Raw genomic sequence first — 16,208 nt, forward strand, 5'->3', positions numbered from 1 at the left:
CACGTCCGGCTCACAGCACCGGTGTGCCGTCCGGACCGGGTCCGTCGGCCCAGGCGAGGTGGAAGCCCCACTCGCGGATCCGCCAGCCCCGGGGGGTGCGGACGGCCTCGCCCTCGCCGTGGCCGCCGATCGTGAACAGCGCGCCGATCCGGTCCGGCGCCTGCGGCGAGGGGTGGTGCACGTGGGTGGCGTGCATGTGACAGCGCACCCGCGCCCGGTCGCCGTCCAGCCGGACCTCGTGGTTCGAGCTCAGGTGGATCGTGCGGTCGAACCGCAGCTTGGCCCGGTAGTGGAACTCCGCGACGCCCGGGATGCCTTCGTGGACGCCGATGGGGAAGTGCAGCCGTACGTCGTCGGTGAAGACGGAGGCCGGCCAGGTCCCGTCGAAGCCGTCCTGGTCCTGGGTGTCCAGCAGGACCGTGTAACGGCCGATCAGGTCGCTGATCTCGGCGCGGTCGCGCAGGTCGCGCACCTCGCGGCGCAGGGCCGCGACCTCGTCGGCCAGCGCGTGCGCGGCGGTGGTGTCCTGGGCGGCCGCGGCGCCGGTCAGGACGGGGGTGGGGTGGTGCGGTGCCACGGTCGTCACGTCTTTCACTCCCTCACTCGGTTTCACAGACTGGGGCCGGCGACCGCCAGGAGGGCGGCCAGGGTGATGGCCGCCCAGGTGATCCGGGCGACCGCGCCCGGCATCACGGGCGCCGCGCGGCGACGGCGGGGGCGGCGGGCGCGGGCGCGGCCCGCCAGCTGCGGGCGACCCGGTGGCCGGGCACCCGCCAGGGGGCGGTCGGGCAGTGCTGCGGTGTCTCCTCCTCGCCGGAGCTGCCGCACGAGCGGGCCATCAGCACCAGCGCGAGCGCGGCGAGTTCCTCGTCGGTGGGCACGCCGCGCTCGACGCGGATGGTGTCGGCGGGCCCGGCACCGGCCGGGTCGGTGGCGGGGATGGTCACGGGCGGTGTCCTCACGGTGGTCACTGCGGGGGGTTGCCGTGCTTGCGCGACGGCAGGTCGGCGTGTTTGGCGCGGAGCATCTCCAGCGAGCGGATCAGCACCGAGCGGGTCTCACGCGGGTCGATGACGTCGTCGACGAGTCCGCGTTCGGCCGCGTAGTAGGGGTGCATCAGCTCGGACTTGTACTCGGCGATGCGCTCGGCCCGTACCGCGTCCGGGTCGTCGGCCGCGTTGATCTCCCGCCGGAAGACGACGTTCGCGGCGCCCTCGGCGCCCATCACCGCGATCTCGTTGGTGGGCCAGGCTAGGGACAGGTCGGCGCCGATCGAACGGGAGTCCATGACGATGTAGGCGCCGCCGTACGCCTTGCGCAGCACCAGGGAGATCCGCGGGACGGTCGCGTTGCAGTACGCGAACAGCAGCTTGGCGCCGCGCCGGATGATGCCGTTGTGCTCCTGGTCCACACCCGGCAGGAAGCCCGGCACGTCGACCAGGGTGACCAGCGGAATGTTGAACGCGTCGCAGAACTGCACGAACCGGGCGGCCTTCTCGGACGCCTCGATGTCCAGCACGCCGGCCATGCTGGCGGGCTGGTTGGCGACGATGCCGGCCACCTGGCCGTCGAGCCGGGTCAGGGCGCAGACGATGTTGGTCGCCCAGGCCGGGTGGACCTCGAAGTACTCGCCGTCGTCGACGATCTCCTCGATCACCGCGCGGATGTCGTACGCCTGGCCCGGCTCGGTCGGAACCAGCTCCAGGAGCCGGTCGTTGAGCCGGTCCGCGGGGTCGCCCGACCGCTCGACGGGCGCCAGTTCACGGTTGTTGGCGGGCAGCAGCGACAGCAGGTAGCGCACGTCCTCCAGGCAGTGCTCCTCGTCGTCGTACGCGAAGTGGGCCACGCCCGAGGTGCTCGCGTGCACATCGGCGCCGCCCAGCCCGTTCTGGGTGATCTCCTCGCCGGTGACCGTCTTGACGACGTCCGGCCCGGTGATGAACATCTGCGAGGTCTCGCGGACCATGAAGACGAAGTCGGTGAGGGCGGGCGAGTAGGCGGCGCCGCCCGCGCACGGGCCGAGCATCACCGAGATCTGCGGGATGACGCCCGAGGACTTGGTGTTGCGCCGGAAGATGCCGCCGTAGCCGGCGAGCGCGGTGACGCCCTCCTGGATGCGGGCGCCGGCGCCGTCGTTGAGCGACACCAGGGGCGCGCCGGCCGCCTCGGCCAGATCCATGATCTTGTGGATCTTCTGGGCGTGCGCCTCGCCGAGCGCTCCGCCGAACACCCGGAAGTCATGGGCGTAGACGAAGACCGTGCGGCCGTGGACGGTCCCCCAGCCGGTGACGACGCCGTCGCCGTACGGCTTCTTGTCCTCCAGGCCGAAGCCGGTCGCCCGGTGCCGGCGCAGCGACTCCACCTCGTTGAACGATCCCTTGTCCAGCAGCAGCGCGATCCGCTCGTGCGCGGTCAGCTTGCCCTTGGCGTGCTGGCGTTCGGTGGCGGCGGGGCTCGGGCCGTCCTGCGCGGTGCGCTTGCGGTCGGTCAGCTCGTCGATGCGGTTCCGTATGGTCTCGGTTGCGTCGGGCATGTGGTCCTCCACGGGGTTCAGACGGGGATGGCTGCGGGCGCCGCCGCCTCCAGGGCCAGGCGCAGCCCGGGGACGGTGCCGGTCACCTGGACGTCGGCGCCGGGGGCGAGACGGCGGATCGAGCCGTCCAGCACGGGTCCGGGGCCGGCTTCCACGAACCGCCTGGTGCCCAGGGCCAGGAGCCGCCGCACGGTGTCCGTCCACCGCACGGGTGCGGTGAGCTGGTCGCGCAGGGCCACGACGGCCCGGCCCGCGCTGGTCACCGGCCGGGCGGTGACGCTGGAGACGACGGGCACCTTCGGGTCGTGGAACTCGGTCTCCACGAGCGCCTCGGTGAACTCCGCCACACAGTCGCCGAGCAGGCTTGAGTGGAACGGCCCGCCGACGGGCAGCCGGGCGGTGCGGGTGGCGCCGGCGGCCTCGGCGGCCCGCGCCAGCCGGTCCACGCCGGCCGCCTTGCCGGACACGACGGTGTGTCCGGGGCCGTTCTCGCAGGCGATCTCCACGAGCCGGCCGGCAGCAGTGGACTCGGCGCACAGCCGTGCCACCGCGGCCGCGTCGAGGCCCTCGACCGCGGCCATGGCGCCGGGCACGCGGTCGCCGGCCGTGGCCACGAGTTCGGCGTGCAGCCGCACCAGCACCAGCGCGTCGGGCCACTCCAGGACGCCCGCGGCGACCAGGGCGGTGTACTCGCCCAGGCCGTGCCCGGCGACGATGTCGGGCCGCACGCCCTCGGCGCGCAGCACCTCCAGGGCCGCGAGGCCGGTCACGAAGGCCGCCGGATGGGCGACCGCCGGGTCGGCGAAGTGGTGGGCGGGGCCCTCCCGGCACAGCCGGGTCAGCGGGATGCCGAGGAGGTCGTCGGCCGCGCGGAAGTACGTCGCGGCCAGGCCGGGCCGGTGCGCGAGCAGGGACTCCGCCATGCCCACGCGGTACGGGCCGAGGCCGGAGAAGACGAAGGCGGTACGGGTCATCCGATCGCGTCCTTTCCGTCGTTCGTGAGGCGGGCCGGGAGGACCGCCGCGGAAGTAGCCGGAACCGCTGCGGCGAGGTTCACCCGCACCGCCTCCGGGGCGTCCTCCGTCAGCCAGGCGTCCGAGGCGTCCAGCCAGCGCTCCGGCACACAGCGCACCCGGGCCTCGGCGGGCGCGGGACGGCGTACGGCGGCCGCGGCCGCGTGGGTCGGGAAGCAGGGAAGGTCGAGCACCGTCCACCCGGCCGGGTGCCTCTCGGCGCGAAGACCCAGGTAGTCGGCGGCCAGACTGCGGCTCAGACCGGTCCCCAGGCCCTTGAGGTAGGCCTCCTTGCGGGTCCACAGCCGGCCGAACCGGCCCTGCCGGTCGTCCGGTTGTGCGGCGGCGAGTTCGGCGCGTTCGTCCGGGTGCAGCGACTGCGCGCAGACGTCGGCTCTCTCCTTGCTCGGCAGCTTCTCCACGTCCACGCCGACGGGTACGGCGGCGACGCCCACCAGGGCTACGCCGGAGCTGTGGGAGAGCGAGAAGTGCAGGGGCGGCGGGTGGTCCGCCACGACGGGTCGGCCGTGCGGTCCGCCGCAGCCCGGGCACGGCTCGCACCCGAACCGCACGTCCTCGGGACGCCGGCCGGTGTAGCGGCCCAGCAGGCGGCGCAGCCCGATGTGGGCGCTCGCGTAGAGCAGCCCGTCGGCGGGGCGGAGGAAGGCCTCGGCCTTGGACCGCTCCGTGTCGTCGAGTTCGGACAGGTCGAGGGCACTCACGTCACCGACGGCGGGGCTGCGGATCAGCCACAGGTCGAGCCGGTCGGACGAGACGGTGAACACCGGCGACGGCAGTGCCGTGCCGTACGGCGCCGGTGGGGCGGCCGGCGCCGTCATGCCGGTACCGCAGACCGCTGGTGGGCGCTGTCCGGGCCGAGTTGCCCCGCCAGGCAGTCGATCAGCTCGGCCGCGCTGTTGGCCCGCAGCAGTCGTTGCAGGTCCACGGTGACGTGCAGGGCCGCCTCCAGACGGCACTGGAGTTCGAGCCCGGCGATCGACCCGATGCCGAGGCTGTACATGGTGCGGCCGGTGGTGTCGACGCGGTCGGCGGCGATGCCCAGGAGCCGGCCGATCTCGTCGCGGACGTACCGGTCGAGGCTCTGCCGCCGCTCCTCGGGAGTGAGTGCCGCGAGACGGGCGGGGTCGGGCGGCTCGGCGGCGGCCGTCCCTTCGGTTGGCGCTTCGGTGGTCATCTGAAGTCCTTGGAGTGAGGGTCCGGCTAGGCCCTGTCGTCGAATTCCCGTCGTCCGCCCGAAGGGCGGGCCGGGCGACGCCCGGCAGACGGGAATTTGACGACAGGGCCTAGGAGCCGAAGGGGGGCCGGCCGCCCCCGACGGGGGGTGAAAGGGGCGGCCGGCCCGTCGGCGCGGGGGGAGACCTCGCGCCGACGCCGGGGGCGCGGGCGTGCCGCGCGGCTCAGCCGAGGAGGGTGCCGCCGGTGGCGTCCACGAAGGAGCCGGTGATCCAGCGGGCGTCCTCGGAGGCGAGGAAGGCGACCACGTCGGCGATGTCCTCGGGCTCGCCGACCCGGTTGAAGGCCGACAGCTGCGCCATCTGCTCGACGGCTTCGGGGATGCCGAAGACCGGGTTGTCGTTGCGCGTGATGCCCGGCGCGACGCTGTTGACCGTGATCCCGCGCGGGCCGAGGTACTTGGCGAAGTGCAGGGTCAGCTGCTCGACGGCGCCCTTGGTCATCGCGTACGCGATCTCGTCCGGGTTGGCGACACGCGTCAGGCCGGAGGAGATGCTGATGATGCGGCCGCCGTCCGGCATGTTCTTCAGCGCGCGCTGGACGAGGAAGAACGGCGCCTTGGCGTTCACCGCGAACAGCTCGTCGAACTTCTCCGGCGTGGTGTCCTCGGGCTTGACCCCGCCCATCACTCCGGCGTTGTTGACCAGGATGTCGAGGGCGGTGCCGCCGGTGCGCTCCCGCAGGCCCTCTTCGAGCGCCAGGAACAGCTCGTGGACGTCGCCGGGGACGCCGAGTTCGGCCCGTACCGCGAAGGCGCGGCCGCCGTCCTTCTCGATGCGCTCGACGACGTCCTCGGCCGCTTCCTTGCCGGTGGCGTAGTGGACGGCGACGAGCGCACCCTCCTGGGCCAGGCGCAGGGCCGTGGCACGGCCCATGCCCCGGCTCGATCCCGTGACGAGCGCAGTCCTGCCGCTGAGCTTCGGCATGTCGGTCCTCCAGTTCTTCGGGGTTGCGGTGGCGGTCACGGACGGCAGCGCCGGTACCGCGGCCGTGGCCGCCGGACGTACGGACGCGGGGCGCGCGGCGGCGGACGGTTCGCCGAACCAGCGCCGCAGCGCGCCGGTGGCTCCCGGTGCCGAGGTCCCGGCCCATGCCACATAGCCGTCGGGCCGTACGAGCAGGGCGTCGGTGTCCTCGGGGCCGCCGTCCGCGACGCGCACCAGCCGCGCCCAGGGCGCGGCGGCGGCGCGCAGCGCGGTGTCGCCGTGCGGCAGGACGAGCACGCCCTGCCCGGCGCGCAGCAGTTCGGCGGTGCCGACGGGCGTGCCGTCGACCGTGACGTCGCGGGGCGGCAGCCGGCGCCCGGCCTCGGGACGGTCGCCCGCGTCCGTGTCGTAGGCAATGTCGAGGCCGGAGATCATGCCGGCCAGCCGGGTGCGGACGTGGTCCAGCGGGATCAGTTCGGCGAGCACCTCGCGCAGGGCGTTCACCTCGGTGCCGCCGAGCAGCAGCCGGGCCTGGGCGGCGATGTTGCCCAGGACCCGGGCGCCGACCGGGTGCCGTTCTGCGTGGTAGCTGTCCAGCAGGTCCTCGGGGGCGCGCCCGGTGACCCGGGCGGCCAGCTTCCAGCCGAGGTTGACGGCGTCCTGGAGCCCCAGGTTGAGGGCCTGGCCGCCGATCGGCATCTGCCGGTGGGCGGCATCGCCGGCCAGCAGCAGGGGTCCGCTGCGGTAGGCGGTGGCCTGCCGCGAGGCGTCGCCGAAGGAGTTCACCCACAGCGGTGTGCCGCCGCCGATGTCCTCGCCGGTGACCCGCTTCCACGCGTCCACGACATCGGTGAACTCCGGCTGCCCGGGGCGCGGCCGGGCGCCGAACTCGTGCACCATCACCCGGGTCACGCCGTCGGGACGCCGGGCCGCGATGGCGAGTCCGGCGGGGAGCCGCTCGAACCGCCGGTTGGGTATGTCGATGCCGGCCACGTCGGCGCGCAGCAGCTCGCGTGCGGCGTCGGTGCCGGGGAACGCGAAGCCGCCGAGGCGTCGCACGGCGCTGTCCTCGCCGTCGCAGCCCACCAGGTACGCGGCCCGGAAGAGCGCCGTCCGCCCGTCCGGGCCGCGCACCTCGGCGTCGACGCCTTCGTCGGTGACCGTGACACCGGTCAGCCGGTGGCCGCGCCGCACCTCGGCGCCGAGGCGGGCGGCCCACTCCCCGAGCAGTTCCTCCAGCCGGGTCTGCGGGACCTTCCACTGGCCGGGATACGGGCTGGGCAGGGTGAGGTCGAGCGGGAGGCCGCCGAAGTGGCCGCGCGGCTCGTCCGGGATCTCGCCCAGCGGGTCCAGCAGGCCCCGGCCGTCGAGGATCTCCATGGTGCGGGCGTGCAGGGTGGACGCCCGGGACTCCGTGGTCGGCGCGTCGAGCTGCTCCAGGACCACGACGTCCGCGCCGCCGAGCCGCAGCTCACCGGCGAGCATCAGCCCGACCGGACCCGCGCCGACCACGATCACCTGTGTGGTGATGCAGTCCTGAGCCATCGTCAGGCCCTGGCTTCCGCGTAGTCCTTGGCGTGGCCGAGGGTCGCGCGGCTGTTGGTGCTCAGGGCGTCCCGTACGAACGTCTTCGCGTCCTCGACGGTGGCGTCTTCACCGAGGATCTTCGCGATGTTCTCGGTGTTGATGGTGACGGTGTGCTGCGAGGAGGCGGTGACGCCGTCGGCCGTGTCGGCGAACGTCCAGTAGCCGGTGTGCAGGGTCATCAGCGCGGGCAGCGTGACCTGCTTGTAGGCGATCTTCTGGTGCGGGAAGGTCACCCGGTACGACTTGGTGGTGTGCGTCGAGCCGTCCTTCGCGCGGGTGTCCATCTCCAGCGACTGCAGGCCGGGGGTGTCCTCCTCCAGCCGTACGGTCGCCACGTGCGGCAGCCGCTCGGACCACAGGTGGGCGTCGTTGATGAAGTCGTAGACGTCCTTGGCGGAGCCGGCGACCGGCACGGTGTCCTCGAAGGAGAAGGTCAGGTCCTCGGCGGCGTGGGCGAGTTCGACGTTCGTCTTCAGGGCGGCGAGCTCGGAGCGGGAGTTGCGGTCGACGGCCTCGTCGATCCACTCCAGGCCCTTGGGGTCGTCGTCGACGGCGCGGTAGTCGTGCAGCAGCCGCACCCGGGACTCGGTCGCCGAGACGGGCTCGATGATCCAGGTGCCGCCCATCGCCGCGACCGGCGGGGTGCTGACCTCCTGGCGGAACTCGATGCGCAGCTTCTGCGGGTCCAGGACGCGGCGCGAGGTCCAGTTCTTGGCCTCGCCGTTGGCGGTGGCCCAGATGCGGATGCGCTCGGTGTTCCCGTCCTCTTCGCCCTGGTCGACGTAGATGGTGGGCGGGAAGATCCGCGGCCAGTTGCGCACCTCGGCGATGAGACGGTAGACGGCCTCGGCCGGCGCCGAGACGGTGATCTCGTGCTCGACCTCACGGGTGGTCATCGTGAACTCTCCTTGGGCAGGGGGTGGGTCGGGGATCAGAAGTTGCCGAGGCCGCCGCAGACGTTCAGGGCCTGCGCGGTGATGGAGGCGGCGGTGTCGGAGGCCAGGTAGCCGACGAGGCCGGCGACCTCCTCCGGCGTCGAGTAGCGGCCGAGCGGGATCTTCGACTGGAACTTGGCGAGGATCTGCTCCTCGGTGCTGTCGTAGGCGGCGGCGTAGCCCTGGCGGACGCGCTGGGCCATGGGCGTCTCGACGTAGCCGGGGCAGACCGCGTTGACGGTGATGCCGGTCGGGGCGAGCTCGTTGCCGAGGGCCTTGGTGAAGCCGACGACGCCGTGCTTGGACGCCGAGTACGGGGCGCCGAGCACCACACCCTGCTTGCCCGCGGTGGAGGCGATGTTGATGATGCGGCCGCGGCTCTTGTGGCGCATGCCGCCGGTGTTGAGGACTTCCTGGGTCATGCGGAAGACGCTGTTGAGGTTGGTGTCGATGACGTCGTGCCACAGCTCGGCGGGGATGTCGGCGGTGACGCCGCCGCCGCTGCGGCCCGCGTTGTTGACCAGGACGTCGACGGTGCCGAAGCGGTCGACGGCGGCCTGCACGAAGGCCAGGACGCTGTCCTCGGAGCGCACGTCGAGGGTGGTGCCGTCGACGTCCAGGCCTTCGTCCTGGAGCTGCTTGACGGTCTCGGCGACGTTCTCGGCGTCGCGCGCGCCGATGAACACCTGGTGGCCCTGGGTGGCCAGGAGGCGGGCGGCGGCGAGGCCGATCCCGCTGGTGGCGCCGGTGACCAGGGCGACCCGCTTGTCCTGCTGCGACATGGGTGACTTCTCCAAAGGCTCGTGAAGGCGTGAATGGCGTGAAGGCGTGAGGGACGGAGGGGGAACTGCTGGGAGGAAAAGGGACGCGGCCGCCGTGCGGGGGACACGGCGGCCGCGCGGGGAGGGGGCCGGAAGGCCCGGGGGCCGGGGGCGTCAGGGAGCGACGAGGGCTTCGAGCTGCGTGTTGATGGCGGTGACGAGCGTCCGCGGGGTGCGGTTGTCGGTGAAGACGTCGTCGTCCAGCGATATGCCGTACTCGCGCTCTATTCGGCCGCCGGTCTCCAGCAGAGCCAGTGACTCGTAGCCCAGCTCCTCGAACTCCGTGTCGAGGATGTCGCCGTCGAGGTCCACACCCTCCTCGGCACCGGCACCCTCCAGGAGGATGCGCTTGAGGTCCTCGATGGTGAACGTCCGCTCGGACATGGATGTGCCTGCCTTTCTCGCGCCGATGGGCGCTCCGATGTGCTGCATGACGAGTGCCCGCCGCCGGGTGGCGACGGGCACTTCGGTAGAGGGGGCGTCCGGCCGGCGGGCGGCCGGAGGTCAGTCGGTCTCGCGGACGACCACGGCGGAGTTGAAGCCGCCGTAACCGCGGGCGAGGACGAGTGCCGTGCGCACCGAAGCGGGACGCGGCTGTCCGACGACCAGGTCGATGTCGTAGGCGGGCGCGCACTCCACGTTGGTGGTGGGCGGGATGATGCCCTCGCGGATGGACAGCACCGCGGAGACCACGTCGACCGGGGCGGCACCGGAGTAGAGCCGCCCGATCATCGTCTTCGGCGCGGTGACCGGGACCCCGCCGGGGCCGAAGACCGCGGTGATCGCGTCCACTTCGGCACGGTCCAGGTCGGGTGTGCCGGCGCCGTCGGCGAAGACGACGTCCACGTCCTCGGCCGCCACACCGGCGTCGGCCAGCGCCACCTCGATGGCGCGGCGCAGCGCCGGCTCGCGGTCGCTGCCCGGCTTCGGGTCGAACGTGGCGCCGTAGCCCGCGATCTCGCCATAGATGGTGCGGGCACCGCGCTCGCGGGCGGTCTGCTCGTTCTCCAGGATGAGCAGCGCCCCGCCCTCGCCCGGCACATAGCCGTTGGCGTCCGCGTCGAACGGGAGGTACGCGCGCTCGGGGTCGCTGCGGGTGGACAGCCGGCCGCCGGCGATCTGCGCGACCCAGCCCCAGGGGCAGATCGAGGCGTCGAAGCCGCCGGAGAAGATCAGCTTGCTGCCCTTGCGGATCTGCCGCCGCGCCTGCGCGATCGCGTCGAGGCCGCCCGCGTGGTCGCTGACGACGACACCGCTGGGGCCCCGCATCCCGTTGCGGATGGAGATCTGGCCGCTGTTGACCGCGTAGAACCAGGCGAAGGACTGGTACGCGCTCACGTACTGACTGCCCTGGCTCCACAGCTTCTTCAGCTCGTTCTGGCCGAACTCGAAGCCGCCGGACGTCGACGCGGTGACCACGCCCATGTCGAACTCGGGGATGTCCCCGGGCCGTACGTCGGCGTCCTCGAAGGCGCAGTCCGCGGCGACCAGCGCGAGCCGGGTCATCCGGTCGGTCTGCGGGAGCAGCCGGCTGGGCAGGTGCTCCTCGGCCGCGAAGCCGTTGATCTCCCCCGCAAGGCGCGCCGGGTAGGAGGACGCGTCGAAGCGGGTGACGGGACCGATCGCGTTCTTGCCGACGCGGGTCGCGGCCCAGAAGTCGTCCACACCGAGCCCGTTGGCGGTGGCGACGCCGATGCCGGTGATCACTGCCTTGGCGGTCATGCCGCACTCCTTTCCGGACGGGCCAGCACCATCGCGCTCTGGAACCCGCCGAAGCCGCTGCCGACCGTCAGCACCGCGTCGGTGCGGTGCTCGCGCGCGGTGAGCGGGACGTAGTCGAGGTCGCACTCCGGGTCGGGGGTGTGCAGGTTCGCGGTGGGCGGCACCACGTTGTTCTCCATCGCCAGCACCGACGCGGCGATCTCGATCGAGCCGATCGCGCCGAGCGAGTGCCCGACCATCGACTTGATCGAGCTGACCGGCGTGCGGTACGCGTGGTCGCCGAGGCTGAGCTTGAACGCCGCCGTCTCGTGGCGGTCGTTCTGCTTGGTGCCCGAGCCATGGGCGTTGATGTAGTCGATGGACTCGGGGTTCATCCGCGCCTCTCCCAGCGCCACCCGGATCGCCTCGGCCATCTCCCGGCCGTCGGGCCGCAGACCCGTCATGTGGAAGGCGTTGCAGCGGGAGGCGTACCCGGCGATCTCGGCGTAGATGTGGGCGCCGCGCTTCCTGGCGCTCTCCAGCTCCTCCAGCACGAACACGGCCGCACCCTCACCGAGGACGAACCCGTTGCGGGTGCTGTCGAAGGGGCGCGAGGCGTGCTCGGGGTCGTCGTTGCGCGGCGTGGTCGCCTTGATCGCGTCGAAGCACGCCATCGTGATCGGCGAGATCGGGGCGTCGGTGGCGCCGGTGATCATGACGTCGGCGCTGCCCTCACGGATCAGCTCGACGGCGTGGCCGACGGAGTCGAGACCGGAGGTGCAGCCGGTGGACACCACGGTGGCCGGGCCCTCGGCGCCGACCGCCCAGGCCACCTCGGCCGAGAAGGAGCTGGGCACGAAGTAGTTGTAGAGGTGCTGGGGCGCGTAGGTGTGGTCGACCAGGTCGAGCCGGCCGTCGTCGCTGACGACCCGGTACTCCTCGTCGAGTCCGGTGGTCGCGCCGACGGCGCTGCCGATGGTGACGCCGGTGCGGTGCGGGTCGAAGCCGGCCAGGGCCAGGCCGCTGTCGGCCAGCGCCTCCCGGGCGGCGACGACACCGAACTGGGCCGCCCGGTCCATCCGGCGTATCTCCTGCGGGGTGAGCCCGTGCAGCTCGGGGTCGAAGTCGGCCTCCGCCGCGACCTGCGAGCGGAACGAGGAGGGGTCGAAGAAGGTGATGCCCCTCGTCGCCGTGCGCCCCTCGCTGAGCAGACTCCAGAAGTTCTTGGCACCGATACCGCCCGGCGCCAGCACGCCGACCCCGGTGATGACAACGCGACGGCTCACTGGACGTGGCCTCCCTTCGTGTCGGTCGTCGGCGGCATCACTGAGCGGCCGACCAGTTGTAGAAGCGGGTGGCCATGGCGTCCTTCGGGGACCGCCAGGTCTCCGGGTCGTAGGCCTCGATGAACGGCTTGAGGTCCTGGCTGATCCCGACGAACCGGGGATCGGTCTTGGCTTCCTCGATCAGCTCGCCGCCGTTGTCGGTGTCGAAGTCCTGAAGGTGGAAGTACAGGCCGTTGTACGCGAACAGCTGGCGGCGGCGGGTGCCCATGCGGTGCGGCATGTCCGTCCGGTCGAACTCGGCGAACAGGCGGCCCACTTCGGCGCTGGACGCCAGGTCCATGCGCGCCACGATGAGGGTGCTGTGCATGTCTTCTCTCTTCCGTTCTCGTCCGTTGTCAGTCGTCCGGGCTGGGTGTGCGGGCGTCATGGGGGGCCGGTCAGCGGCCCGCGTAAGGGCGGTAGAGGCGGATGAAGTCCTCGACGCCGGTGCTGATGAGCTGCTCCGTCTCGTACTCCGCGAGCGGAACGGCGCCGTAGAAGGAGCGCGTGACCGCACCGCCGGCGACGAGCTGGATGAAGCGGCCCGCGGCACAGTCGGCGTCGGCGATGTCGAGCAGTCCCTGGTCGGCGACGCGCTGGAAGCGGCGGGCCAGCTCCCGCTGGGCCTGCCGGGGCCCGGCGGTCTGCCACATCTCCAGCAGACCGGCCGGCAGCCGGGCCGCCTCGGCCTGGAGATGGCGCACGATGGCGAAGTGCTCGGGGAACGTGGCCAGCGGTGTCAGCCAGTCCCGGCCCAGCGCCACCAGGTCCCGCTCCAGGTCGGTGATCTCCGCCAGGTGGCTCTCCGCGATGACCGTCAGCGCGGCCGACAGCGAGGCGGCACTGTCCAGGAGGACGGACAGCAGCAGCTGTTCCTTGTCCTTGAAGTAGTGGCCCACGTCCTCGGTGTCGAGACCGGCCTGCGCCGCGACGGCCTCCAGGGTGGTGTGGATCCAGCCCTCGCGGGCGAAGACGGCGCGGGCCGCGTCCACGAGTGCGCGCCGGTCCTCCGCGGGACCGGCCTGGGCACGTACGAGGGTTGCTTCGGGCGTAGCCATGCGGTGCTCCTTCGATAGGACGTGTGGATCACGCGACGGGCGCGGTCCGGGACCGGTGTTCGCGGGCGAGCCGCTCCAGAACCGGGACGATCTCGTTGGGGCCCGGCGTGCCGAGCGCCTCCTCGTACAGGTCGGCGGCACCGTCCTGGAACGACGGCTCGGTGAGGACCTGGAGGATCTGCTTCTTCAGCTCGTCCATGGTGGTCGTCTCGCGGTCCACCAGGACACCCGCGCCGCGCTCGGCGACGTACCGGGCGTTGTCCAGGAAGTCGCCGAAGTGCTTGGGGATGACGATCTGCGGGACCTTGTGCGCGGCCGCGGCCGCGTAGGTGCCGCCGCCGCCGTGGTGGATGATCGCCGAGCAGGTCGGCAGCAGCTGGCCGAGCGGGATGTAGTCGACCGTACGGACGTTGGCGGGCACCGTGCCGGCCTTGTCGAGCTGTACGGAGTTGAAGGTGGCGACGACCTCGACGTCGAGGTCGCCGAGCATCTCCAGCAGCGCGGCGATCGAGATGCCGTGGTTCTCCTGGAAGAACGTGCGCCCGCTGGCGCCCAGGGTCAGGCAGATCCGGGGGCGCTCGGGCGGGGTGCTCAGCCAGTCGGGCACGGTGGCCGGACCGGCGTAGGGCACCCGGCGCAGATGGATGGTGCGCAGGCCGGTCGCCTCGGCCGCCGCCAGCCGGGGCGGCATGAGGTCGATGGTCCACTGCCCCGTCAGGAGCTCCTCGTCGAACTCGTGCCCGAGGCGGTCGAGCGTCGGCTGCATCACCTGCCGGATGAGGTCCTCGTCCAGGCCCGACGCCGGGTCGGCCAGCTGGTCCAGGAACCGCCGGCGCAGCCAGCCCGTGCGGTCCAGGCCCCACAGCACCCGGGCGTGCGCGGCCCCGCAGGCGCGGGCCGCGATCGGCGACGCCAGCACGAGCGGGTCCCACAGCACCAGGTCGGGCTGCCAGGCGCGGGCGTGGGCGATGAGGTCGTCGGTGAAGGCCCGGCCGCCGGCGCCGACCGCCTCCTGGGAGTAGTAGAGGGTGAAGGCCGCGAGCACGAAGTTGCGGATGTGGCCGCGCTTGTCGGCGTCGTCGGGGCCCGTGCCGAGACCGAGGGCCTCGGTGATCCGCTCCAGCCGCTCGTCCTGGGCGGTGGCCTGGACGGCGGCCGGGATGTTCACGTTCTCGCCGGCCGGTACCGCGGTCAGCCCGGCCGAGGTGATGTGCTCGACCATGCTGGGGTGGCTCACCACCCGCACCTCGTGCCCGGCGTTGTGCAGCGCCCAGGCGAGCGGCACGTTCGGGGTGAGATGGGTGGGCGCGGGCATGGTCGTGATCAGGACGCGCATCGGTTGGTCTCCGTGGTGTGAGGGGTTCAGACCCGGTAGGGGCGGCTCAGCCGGGCGTCGTGGAGCGAGGCCGCCCACCACTGCAGCTGGTCGAGCATGACCTTGGCCGCTCCGCTGCAGCCGGGGCCGTCCTTGGGCAGTCCGTCGGGACCGAACTGGTCCCATACGTCCATGAAGCTGACCGAGTCCCGCAGCGTGACGGCGTGCAGCTCGGCGAAGACCGGGTGCAGCTGCTCGATCGCGCGCAGGCCTCCGGACCGCCCGCCGTAGGACACGAAGCCGATCGGCTTGGCGCGCCACTCGGCGACGTGCCAGTCGATCGCGCTCTTGAGGACGGCCGGGTAGGCGCGGTTGTACTCGGGGGTCACGACGACGAACGCGTCGGCGGCGGCCAGCCGCGGGGTGACGGACGACAGCTGCCGTTCCGCCTCCTCGTTCGGCGGCCGGGTGATCATGACGGGCAGTTCGGCCGTGGCCAGGTCGATCACGTCGACCGCGAAGTCGCCGTACTGCTCGGCCTCGCGGACGAACCACTGGGCGACCAGGGGACCGGACCTGCTGTCGTTGCCGCAGGTGGTGAGCACCGCGAGGCGCAAGGGCCTGGTGGGCATGGCGGACACCTTTCGGGAGTGGACGGGAGCGGTCATGAGGCGCTGAGCAGCGGCTCGGTGAACCGCATCGCGGCGGGCTCGAACCGCAGCGCCCCGTGGCCGGCGGCGACGCGGACGTCGCGCCAGACCCGGTTCAGCGGCTGCGTCTCGCGCTGGCCCCGGGTGCCGGCCTCGGCGAACACCCGCTCGACCGCACCGGCCAGCAGGTCCACCGCGAGGGCACTGTCGAGGGAGGCGCGCCGCAGCCGGTCCTCGTCGTACAGCCCCAGGTCGGCGTTCTCGGCCACCCGGGTGAGCAGCAGGGTCGCCGCCTCGATCTCACCGGCCGCGCGGGCGAAGCCGGTCCGGGCGGCGTCACGGGCCGGCAGGGTGCGAGCGGCGAGCTTCAGGGCGCCGCGGGCAGCGCCGAGGACGGGCGAGCCGAAGGTCAGCCCGTTCACCGCGAACAGCGGTGCGGTGTGGAACGGTTCGCGGGACACGGCGGGCCGGCCGAGGAACATCTCGTCGCGGGGGAAGGACCGGTGGGCCGGGACGAAGACCTCGTCGAGGGTCAGCGAGTGGCTGCCGGTGGCCCGCATGCCGAGCGTGAACCACGACTCGGTGATGCCGTAGTCGGGGCGGGGCACGGCGAAGAAACGCGCGCCGTCCCCGTCGTCGGCCAGCAGGAGCGCCCATTCGGAGAACTCGATCCCGCTGACGTAGGGCCAGTCGCCCGACAGGACCCAGCCGCCGTCCACCGCTCGCACGCTGCCCTGGGAGACGAACCCGACGACCACCAGGGTGTCGGGTCCCTTCGCCCACACCTCGGCCTGGCCCTCCGCGGGCAGATAGCCGGAGATGCGGGCGCCCTGCGCCATCAGCGAAGCGACCCATCCGGCGGAGGCGCAGCCCTCGGCGACCGTGGCCACCGACTCCATGAGCTCGGTGAAGCCGACGGGTGCGCCGCCGAGGTGCTCGGGCACGAAACGGCGGGCGAACCCGGCGGTGATCAGTGTCTCGACCACCTCGTCGGAGAGTCTGCGGTCGGTGTCGGCCGTGGCCGCGTGGCGGGCCGCGACCTCGGCGGCGGTCTCGGCCGCGGACAACAGGCCGGTCAGATCGGGCATCG

At 72.6% G+C, this 16,208-nt stretch carries 17 protein-coding genes; all 17 read right to left on the bottom strand.

The genetic code is table 11. The annotated features are described in order from the left end of the window. Nucleotides 1–10 precede the first annotated feature (10 nt). A complete protein-coding gene (locus tag AB5J50_RS21915; protein WP_327429434.1) occupies nucleotides 11–586 on the bottom strand; it encodes a nuclear transport factor 2 family protein in 576 nt (191 codons plus the stop codon). Between the two features lie 103 nt (nucleotides 587–689). After that, the gene (locus tag AB5J50_RS21920) at nucleotides 690–947 is read right to left on the bottom strand and encodes an acyl-CoA carboxylase epsilon subunit (protein WP_327429435.1); all 258 of its coding nucleotides are present in this window, start codon (nucleotides 945–947) and stop codon (nucleotides 690–692) included. Between the two features lie 20 nt (nucleotides 948–967). Next, the gene (locus AB5J50_RS21925; RefSeq protein WP_369260113.1) at nucleotides 968–2,533 is read right to left on the bottom strand and encodes an acyl-CoA carboxylase subunit beta; all 1,566 of its coding nucleotides are present in this window, start codon (nucleotides 2,531–2,533) and stop codon (nucleotides 968–970) included. Nucleotides 2,534–2,550: 17 nt separating this feature from the next. Continuing rightward, nucleotides 2,551–3,507 (bottom strand): ACP S-malonyltransferase, encoded by a 957-nt coding sequence (locus AB5J50_RS21930; RefSeq protein WP_369260114.1) that lies wholly within the window; start codon nucleotides 3,505–3,507, stop codon nucleotides 2,551–2,553. Continuing rightward, a complete protein-coding gene (locus tag AB5J50_RS21935; protein WP_369260115.1) occupies nucleotides 3,504–4,385 on the bottom strand; it encodes a 4'-phosphopantetheinyl transferase superfamily protein in 882 nt (293 codons plus the stop codon). Before AB5J50_RS21935 ends, AB5J50_RS21930 begins: the two co-directional genes overlap by 4 nt. Further along, on the bottom strand, nucleotides 4,382–4,741 hold the full coding sequence (locus AB5J50_RS21940; protein WP_369260116.1) for an acyl carrier protein: 360 nt from the start codon (nucleotides 4,739–4,741) through the stop codon (nucleotides 4,382–4,384). The genes AB5J50_RS21935 and AB5J50_RS21940 overlap by 4 nt, the downstream gene beginning before the upstream one ends. A gap of 223 nt (nucleotides 4,742–4,964) precedes the next feature. Next, nucleotides 4,965–7,271 carry an SDR family oxidoreductase gene (locus AB5J50_RS21945; RefSeq protein WP_369260117.1) on the bottom strand — a complete coding sequence of 769 codons (2,307 nt, stop codon included), beginning with the start codon at nucleotides 7,269–7,271 and terminating at the stop codon, nucleotides 4,965–4,967. 2 nt (nucleotides 7,272–7,273) lie between these two features. Then, a complete protein-coding gene (locus tag AB5J50_RS21950; protein WP_369260118.1) occupies nucleotides 7,274–8,209 on the bottom strand; it encodes an aromatase/cyclase in 936 nt (311 codons plus the stop codon). A 35-nt stretch (nucleotides 8,210–8,244) separates the two neighbouring features. After that, nucleotides 8,245–9,030 carry a 3-oxoacyl-ACP reductase FabG gene (gene fabG / locus AB5J50_RS21955; RefSeq protein WP_327429442.1) on the bottom strand — a complete coding sequence of 262 codons (786 nt, stop codon included), beginning with the start codon at nucleotides 9,028–9,030 and terminating at the stop codon, nucleotides 8,245–8,247. Between the two features lie 153 nt (nucleotides 9,031–9,183). Continuing rightward, nucleotides 9,184–9,453 carry an acyl carrier protein gene (locus AB5J50_RS21960; protein ID WP_330305228.1) on the bottom strand — a complete coding sequence of 90 codons (270 nt, stop codon included), beginning with the start codon at nucleotides 9,451–9,453 and terminating at the stop codon, nucleotides 9,184–9,186. A 120-nt stretch (nucleotides 9,454–9,573) separates the two neighbouring features. Continuing rightward, nucleotides 9,574–10,791 (bottom strand): ketosynthase chain-length factor, encoded by a 1,218-nt coding sequence (locus AB5J50_RS21965; RefSeq protein WP_369260119.1) that lies wholly within the window; start codon nucleotides 10,789–10,791, stop codon nucleotides 9,574–9,576. Then, nucleotides 10,788–12,056 (bottom strand): beta-ketoacyl-[acyl-carrier-protein] synthase family protein, encoded by a 1,269-nt coding sequence (locus AB5J50_RS21970; protein ID WP_327429445.1) that lies wholly within the window; start codon nucleotides 12,054–12,056, stop codon nucleotides 10,788–10,790. The genes AB5J50_RS21965 and AB5J50_RS21970 overlap by 4 nt, the downstream gene beginning before the upstream one ends. Nucleotides 12,057–12,093: 37 nt before the next feature. Continuing rightward, complete coding sequence (locus AB5J50_RS21975) at nucleotides 12,094–12,423, bottom strand: TcmI family type II polyketide cyclase (RefSeq protein WP_327429446.1); 330 nt, start codon at nucleotides 12,421–12,423, stop codon at nucleotides 12,094–12,096. A 70-nt stretch (nucleotides 12,424–12,493) separates the two neighbouring features. Then, nucleotides 12,494–13,153, bottom strand: coding sequence for a TetR/AcrR family transcriptional regulator C-terminal domain-containing protein (locus AB5J50_RS21980; protein ID WP_369260120.1), 660 nt, complete (start codon nucleotides 13,151–13,153; stop codon nucleotides 12,494–12,496). A gap of 28 nt (nucleotides 13,154–13,181) precedes the next feature. Continuing rightward, nucleotides 13,182–14,489, bottom strand: coding sequence for an activator-dependent family glycosyltransferase (locus AB5J50_RS21985; RefSeq protein WP_369260121.1), 1,308 nt, complete (start codon nucleotides 14,487–14,489; stop codon nucleotides 13,182–13,184). A 26-nt stretch (nucleotides 14,490–14,515) separates the two neighbouring features. Then, a complete protein-coding gene (locus AB5J50_RS21990) occupies nucleotides 14,516–15,100 on the bottom strand; it encodes an NAD(P)H-dependent oxidoreductase (RefSeq protein WP_327429449.1) in 585 nt (194 codons plus the stop codon). A gap of 32 nt (nucleotides 15,101–15,132) precedes the next feature. Next, the gene (locus AB5J50_RS21995; RefSeq protein ID WP_369260122.1) at nucleotides 15,133–16,206 is read right to left on the bottom strand and encodes an acyl-CoA dehydrogenase family protein; all 1,074 of its coding nucleotides are present in this window, start codon (nucleotides 16,204–16,206) and stop codon (nucleotides 15,133–15,135) included. Nucleotides 16,207–16,208 lie beyond the last annotated feature (2 nt).

Origin of the sequence: Streptomyces sp. R35, assembly GCF_041053035.1 — a bacterium.
Taxonomy (GTDB): Bacteria; Actinomycetota; Actinomycetes; order Streptomycetales; family Streptomycetaceae; genus Streptomyces; species Streptomyces lutosisoli.